The organism is Phyllobacterium phragmitis, from assembly GCF_002980495.1.
In the GTDB taxonomy this organism is placed as follows: Bacteria; Pseudomonadota; Alphaproteobacteria; order Rhizobiales; family Rhizobiaceae; genus Paramesorhizobium; species Paramesorhizobium phragmitis.
Genome location: NZ_PVBR01000104.1, coordinates 1 through 390 on the forward strand (window position 1 = coordinate 1; position 390 = coordinate 390).

Here is a 390-nt window from a genome sequence, read left to right on the forward strand (position 1 = left end):
AGAGCGGGCTTTATCTCGACGGCCAGGCGCAGGTGAGCTGGTATGACAGTGATCTTGGCTCGCACACGGCACACCGCACGCTTGCCGACGGCAATGACGCCTTCGGCTATGCCTTGAGCCTGGAAGCCGGCAAACGCTTTGCGATCGATCCGCGCTGGACGATCACGCCGCAGGCGCAGCTGACCTGGTCGCAGGTCGATTTCGACGGCTTCACCGATCCCTTCGACGCCGCCGTATCGCATGACAAGAGCGACAGCTTCAAAGGCCGTCTCGGCCTATCCGCCGATTACGGCCATGCCTGGCGCGATGATCAAGGTCAGCTGACCCGCGCCAATGTCTATGCCATCGCCAATCTGCATCAAAAATTCCAGGAGGGCAGCAAGATCGAGG

The 390-nt window shown here is 61.0% G+C and carries 1 protein-coding gene; it reads left to right on the top strand.

What is annotated here, in order from left to right; genetic code table 11:
• Positions 1–390, top strand: a 390-nt coding sequence (locus C5748_RS27530) for an autotransporter outer membrane beta-barrel domain-containing protein (protein WP_146119665.1), incomplete at both ends; no start/stop codon positions are given.